At 50.9% G+C, this 6340-nt stretch carries 5 protein-coding genes; 2 read left to right on the forward strand and 3 right to left on the reverse strand.

Annotation, left to right across the window (positions count from 1 at the left end; all coding sequences use genetic code 11):
* Positions 1–252 precede the first annotated feature (252 nt).
* A complete protein-coding gene (locus ABJK70_RS04925; RefSeq protein WP_139841114.1) occupies positions 253–1080 on the forward strand; it encodes a hypothetical protein in 828 nt (275 codons plus the stop codon).
* A 337-nt stretch (positions 1081–1417) separates the two neighbouring features.
* On the opposite strand, the gene ABJK70_RS04930 is transcribed toward ABJK70_RS04925, so the two are convergent.
* From ABJK70_RS04930 to ABJK70_RS04940, 3 genes are all read right to left on the reverse strand, one after another.
* Positions 1418–1582 carry a hypothetical protein gene (locus ABJK70_RS04930; protein WP_156881191.1) on the reverse strand — a complete coding sequence of 55 codons (165 nt, stop codon included), beginning with the start codon at positions 1580–1582 and terminating at the stop codon, positions 1418–1420.
* 240 nt (positions 1583–1822) lie between these two features.
* Positions 1823–2914 (reverse strand): redox-regulated ATPase YchF, encoded by a 1092-nt coding sequence (gene ychF / locus ABJK70_RS04935; protein WP_077732554.1) that lies wholly within the window; start codon positions 2912–2914, stop codon positions 1823–1825.
* Positions 2915–2947: 33 nt separating this feature from the next.
* Complete coding sequence (locus tag ABJK70_RS04940) at positions 2948–4411, reverse strand: mannose-1-phosphate guanylyltransferase/mannose-6-phosphate isomerase (RefSeq protein ID WP_086134758.1); 1464 nt, start codon at positions 4409–4411, stop codon at positions 2948–2950.
* A gap of 368 nt (positions 4412–4779) precedes the next feature.
* Between ABJK70_RS04940 and ABJK70_RS04945 the strand changes: the two genes are divergently transcribed.
* Positions 4780–6340: cache domain-containing protein (locus ABJK70_RS04945; protein ID WP_347257476.1), on the forward strand; the 1561-nt coding region annotated here is incomplete at its 3' end.

Below are 6340 nucleotides of genomic sequence, written 5' to 3' on the forward strand. Positions count from 1 at the left end.
AAATCATATTTTTTTATCGGGGTTTTAGTTGGAAGAGATTTGCCCCCAACGGCCCTAGCGATGCCTTCGAGATAGGGGCCGAGGAAAGCGCTGCGCACTTTCCTCGGCCCTTTAAGGGCGCACATTGAAGGTGTAGGAAAACGCTAAACTCAAAATGAACAATCAATGAGCTACAGACCCTAAAATTCGCGAAAGCAGAGTTTTTCTACAGTCTCGTTGAAGACGTTGAATAATCGAATTATCAGGAATGACATGACGAGCGAAAGCCTGCAAGTAAGAAGAAAAAAAGCCATTGCTGAATGCATTGGTCAGGTGACGTTGCAGTGGGCCCACCTCGAATTTCTTATTGACGCGTTAGTTGCTTATTTCCACACCTTTTTTCATGGAAAGATCATAGAAAAGTACAGGCCTCGCGCATTTGGACGGAAAGCAGCATACCTGCGCGCGAGTTTCACGCGACTAGAAACTATGCAGTGGGCCTCCCCGTATCTCCCTGTCCTAGAGCAGTTAGAATCTGCCGCGAAATTTCGTAATTGGTTCATTCACGGTCATTTAACGGAGGCCAATGACGATCAAACAATTAAGTTTGTCCGTCACTCATTCGACGGTTCTCCATTTGGGCTGGAGACCAAGACCTTCAAGTATGACGAAATTTACGACTTGGCCAAAAATGTTCACCATCTCGCGATTGGAATGAAAGGCCTACTGGAAATGGTTATGGATTTCATAGACAAACATATCGATAAGGATCTAGCAGTCAACACAGACACAGACTCATCAGATGTAACGGTTCAACTCGTGGGCGTCTCCGCCAAGGCTGAGGTTGGTCGTGTCGCCGCAAAAGGGGTTTCGCGCATTGGGAAGAGAGGGCGAGGCAAATATGATCACGAGGCACTTCGTGGCCAGGAATTTAGCGAAGCAGGACATCTAATGGAAAAGGAACGAATTATTGACCGCAAGAATGATTATTACAAAGAGCTGGTAATTAATACCGATACGGGCGAGGTTGTTCTAGCTGTTGAGCAACCATTATCTGAACATATAGGCCATGGTTCCGCAAAACATAAGAAGCAAACCTAACACGGCGTTTGTTCGGTAACTTGAGGATGTAAGCCTCAGCTGCTTTGGTCCGAGTTTGGGAAGTTCGGGTCAGTAGTAATAACCCGGACTTAGTGCTATGGGTGGCACTCTTGGCCTAAATTGGGCGTTTCGGTGTTGGAAACCAGTTCCCGGCCTTCGTTGAGCCAACGCCGCCAGCGCTGGCGACGGTTCCAACGATCTAAATCGGTGGCTCGGCGTCCTTCCAGTTCGCTTTCGAGGTACGGATAGGCCCGGTCATGCCGGGCGTGATGAAGGCCCGTCCTGGGCCGATGATGCGGTCCTCCGCGATGTAACAGCCTTCCCAATCCTTACCGATTCAGCCGAGATCCTGGGCTATCAGCCGAAACAGTTTGATGATCGCGACGGGTGCGCCGGATCGTTCCCAGTTCTTCACGGTCCAGACCGACACCCCCAGGAACGCGGCGGCCTTCTTGGGGCACTGGAAACCCGTCTTAGCGCGCACACAATAAAACTCGTTCATGTTGTCCTCTCGTTGTTATTGTTTGAAGGACGAATGACCGTAACCAGCGGAACCGCCGGTGTAAGTGACGGATTACCATTAAGCTAATTACGCATAATGTATATTATGTTAAATCAGAAACCACGGGCTAAATACATAGTGTTGAAAGCGGCTCCCATTTCTGAACCGCTTCCAACAAACAGATCGATCGACACTGCTATCGCGTGCCTCGATGACTAATGCCGTTTACTAAATTAAGACTCAAACGTTGAAGCGGAAATGAACTACATCACCATCGTGCATGACGTAGTCCTTTCCCTCGAGGCGCCACTTTCCAGCATCTTTGGCGCCTTGTTCGCCTCGATGGCCGATGAAGTCATCGTATGCAATGACTTCGGCGCGAATGAAGCCGCGTTCGAAATCCGTGTGAATTACACCCGCAGCTTGGGGAGCCGTCGCTCCGATCGGGATGGTCCAAGCCCGTACCTCCTTAACTCCGGCCGTAAAGTAAGTCGCCAGGTTGAGCAGTCGATACGCGGCTCTAATGACACGGTTCAAGCCCGGTTCTTCCAATCCCATTTCCTTTAAAAAGTCTCCTTTCTCATCATCTTCCAGTTGCGCTATTTCAGCTTCGAAAGCTGCACAAACCGGCACGACCACAGCCCCCTCCTTTTCTGCGAAGGCGCGTACTTGGTCTAAGTAGGGATTATTTTCGAATCCATCCTCGCGTACATTGGCGATGTACATCGTCGGCTTCATCGTAAGAAGATGCAGGTCGCGAACAAACGCTCTGGCCTCTTCCTCCATCGGCAGAGTTCGTGCCGGTTGACCGGAATCGAGATGTTCCAGCAATTTCTCAATCAGCTGCTTCTTTGCTAAATCTTCCTTGCTTCCGGATTTCGCCGATTTCGATACACGCTGCAAAGCTTTATCGGCCGTAGCTAGATCAGCCAAAGTCAGCTCTGTGTTGATGATTTCGATATCCGAAATGGGGTCGACTTTTCCTGCCACATGCACAACATCTTCGTCTTCGAAGCAGCGGACGACATGGGCAATGGCATCGGTCTCTCGAATGTGCGCGAGGAATTGGTTTCCCAACCCCTCCCCTTTAGACGCGCCGGCTACCAGGCCTGCAATATCGACAAATTCGATGGTCGTCGGTACAACGCGCTCCGGCTTTACAATTTCGGCCAGTGCGTCCAATCGGGGATCCGGTACGGGAACCACGCCGACGTTTGGGTCGATGGTACAAAAAGGATAATTTTCCGCCGCAATGGCTGCTTTTGTCAGTGCATTAAACAAGGTGGATTTGCCGACGTTCGGCAAACCCACGATTCCGCAGTGAAGCGTCATACGTGAATAATTTATATAGAGTCTGTAGATTATTTAAGATTCGAGGCGATGGTATCGGTCTTCGAACCGAACGATATCGTCCTCGCCGAGATAACTTCCGGATTGTACTTCAATGATTTCCAAAGGAATTGTGCCCGGATTTTCAAGGCGATGCCTAATGCCGAGCGGGATATAAGTGGACTCGTTTTCGGTGAGAAGAAAGGTATCTTCACCGCGCGTCACTTGCGCCGTGCCTTTGACGACGATCCAATGTTCCGCGCGATGGTGATGCATCTGTAGCGAGAGAGTCGCGCCAGGCTTAATCGTAAGGCGTTTTACCTGATAACGAGAGCCGTTATCGATCGACTCATAATCACCCCAGGGCCTGTGAACTTTCGCGTGGAACACGTGCTCCGATCTATTGGCTTTCTTGAGATACTCCGTGATCGACTTAACATCCTGAGCTCTATCTTTGTGGGCCACTAAAACAGCATCCGTGGTTTCGATCACTACAACGTCTTCTATACCGACCGTGGCCAAAAAACGGTTCTGCGAATACAGCAACGAGTTTCTCGTATCTTTGAGAAAGACATCGCCGATCGCGACGTTGCCGGAATCATCCGCAGGCTTCACTTCGCTGAGCGCCGGCCACGATCCAAGATCCGACCAACCCGCGTCCAGCGCCAATACGACGCCTCTAGGCACCTCCTCCGCCGCGGTGTTCAGCTTTTCCATGACAGCGTAATCGATCGAGTCACTAGGACATTGTGCAAATGCGTCCTTGTCGACACGTATGAAATCACCGTCACGTTTGCTGGCCGACAATGCCGCCTTGCAAGCGTCAAAGATTGCAGGCTGGCAACGACTAATTTGGTCAAGCCAGATTCCGGCCCGCATGATAAATATCCCACTGTTCCAGAAATAGCGGCCGGACGCGAGATAATCGGCAGCCGTTTTGGCATCCGGTTTTTCCGTAAACCCATCTAGAACGAATACGCCCTGCTCAATGTCAGCCCCGCGCCGAATATAACCAAAGCCTGTTTCCGGCTTTTGAGCCACTATGCCGAACGTGACGATGTCACCTTTGGCAGCCAGTTCCACGGCTTTCGACATTCGCGCCTGAAATTCTGCGACATTTTCTACGTGATGATCGGAGGGTAATACCACCAAAACGGGATCGCACTCATCCTCTAAAGCGTACAAAGCTGCAAGAGTCACTGCCGGCGCGGTATTTTTTCCGATAGGCTCAAGAAGAATAGCGCTTCGGTCCAAGCCCATCTGTCTAAGCTGCTCTGCCACGATAAACCGGTGCATTTCGTTGCAGACGACCAAGGGCGACAGTAACTCTAACTGGCCCTCCTGAGCGCCCATGCTAATGACCCGATAAATCGTTTCCTGAAAGAGACTTTTATCTCCGACAAGCGGGAGAAATTGTTTTGGGTAAGCTTCCCGTGAAAATGGCCATAATCGAGTACCGGCCCCTCCAGATAAAACTACAGCCTGAACAGATATCTTCATGAGCTTTCCGTAAAAATCGTCTGATCAGTACAAGAGTATAAACGAGGCGGCTGAATCCTAGCCATCCCAGTTGCTCACAGGTGACTTGTACTTCCATTCGTCACGAAAGAGCGAGGCGGCAAACGATTGATTATCATTACATGGGTTATACTGAAAAAAGGTTATCCGGATAAACGCCTAAGCCCGTTCTCTCAATTCAGTTCAAAATCTTGGCACTTCGAAAAATTTTCAACGGACCCGAATTCGGTAGTACTGCCAGACCGAAATCATATCCGGCGCGTCTTTCGGCTGGGCAGGCTCGGGCTAGTTCCAAACCACGATCACCCTTCCTGAGCCTCTTTTGGAAAGGTTTTTTGTTTCTCAGCATCATGATCGTCGGAATTGGCAGCGCCTTCGCCATTCTGAATTATTTCTATCTCGAGTACCAATTTCAGGAGCAGCGCCAACTCGATAGACGTTTGCTAAGCAGACAAGTTCAAGACTTGCTGGACCGTTCGACTTCCCGTTTGCAGCAAATCGGCTCTTTGCTAGCCTCGGTCGGCGGCTTTGCTTCTGCTTTGACCGGAGAGGACTATGCGGGATTACGGCAAGCCGCTAACGTTTTCAACGATTTTCAGTACGATCTGGACATCGAGCGTCTTGCATTGTTTAAGCCGAATGCACAGCGATTCTGGCAATGGGGGGGTACTCCTGCGCCGGCGCAGGCGCCGCGTCCAGAAGAGCAAGCTACGGTTTTACAGGTATTCAAGGAAGAAAAGCCCTTGTCGTTGTTGTCGTGCGCCCAACATTGCACTCTAAACGCATACCAACCGGTTTTGTCCCAGGGACAGGTCGTTGGCGTGTTCAGTCTTACCCAATCTATCGCGCAGCTCGTAGTCGAACACCGCTCATTGACCGGTTCAGACCTGGGGATCTTGATCGCGAATGGCACGGAAGACAATGCCTACTCTATCCCTAAGTGGTCTATGAGGATAGCCGCCCTCACCCACTTGGACCTCCTCGCTCCATTTCTGAAGCAGCTGTCCGAGCGTTTACCTAATCCGGTTATGGCGAGTGAGGACATTCATACTTGGAAAGGACGCTACTATGCGATCGATGTCATGCCGTTGAAGAATCTGCTTCAAGCGGAAGGATCGGTTCTGATGATAAGCGACGTCACCGCTCAGGTGAGTCACATTAGGCGAGCTGCCCGTGACGGTATTTTGCTGAGCGGTTTGAGCCTCTTAACGGCTGAGCTGCTGTTGCTTCTACTAATGCGCCTGCCGATCCGTCAGCTTCGCCGGCTGGCCGACACCCTACCGATGTTGGCACAAGGCGCCTATAAGGAAGCTCGACAGCGGCTTGCCCATCGGGCATCCGGACTCAACGATGAAATCACGATTCTGAGTGCAACAGCATTGACTCTGTCCCACCAACTTGAGGAGCAAGCACAGGCAATAACGCACAAGACCACCGAACTGGCCGCCGAGCGCGATTTCGTTCAAGGGCTATTGGACACTGCGCAGGTCATTATCCTGACCCAAACAAGTCAAGGGCGAATTCTTACGGCTAACGACTTTGTCATACAAATTACCGGTTATAGCCAAAGCGACCTTAGCGGCAAGGATTTTCTTTCCTTAATTTTGGAAAGCAAAATCGGGGACGATTTGGAGCAGGCACTGCTCGGGTTATGGAATGGGCAACGGAAACGTCTGCAGCACGAGGCGGAATTACTGTGTAAAGACGGGACGCGCCGCTTCGTGGTCTGGGTGCACACCCGGCTTCATGAAAATAACCCGGAGGGCATTGCGATTCTGTCGGTCGGTCTCGACGTTACGGATAGAGTCGAAGCGGAAAACCGTATGATTTGGCTCGCGAACCATGACCCGTTGACCGGCCTATATAATCGTCACCGTTTCCAACAGGAATTGGAGCGTCAATTTATCGAAG

The organism is Methylocaldum sp., from assembly GCF_039794385.1.
Taxonomy (GTDB): domain Bacteria; phylum Pseudomonadota; class Gammaproteobacteria; order Methylococcales; family Methylococcaceae; genus Methylocaldum.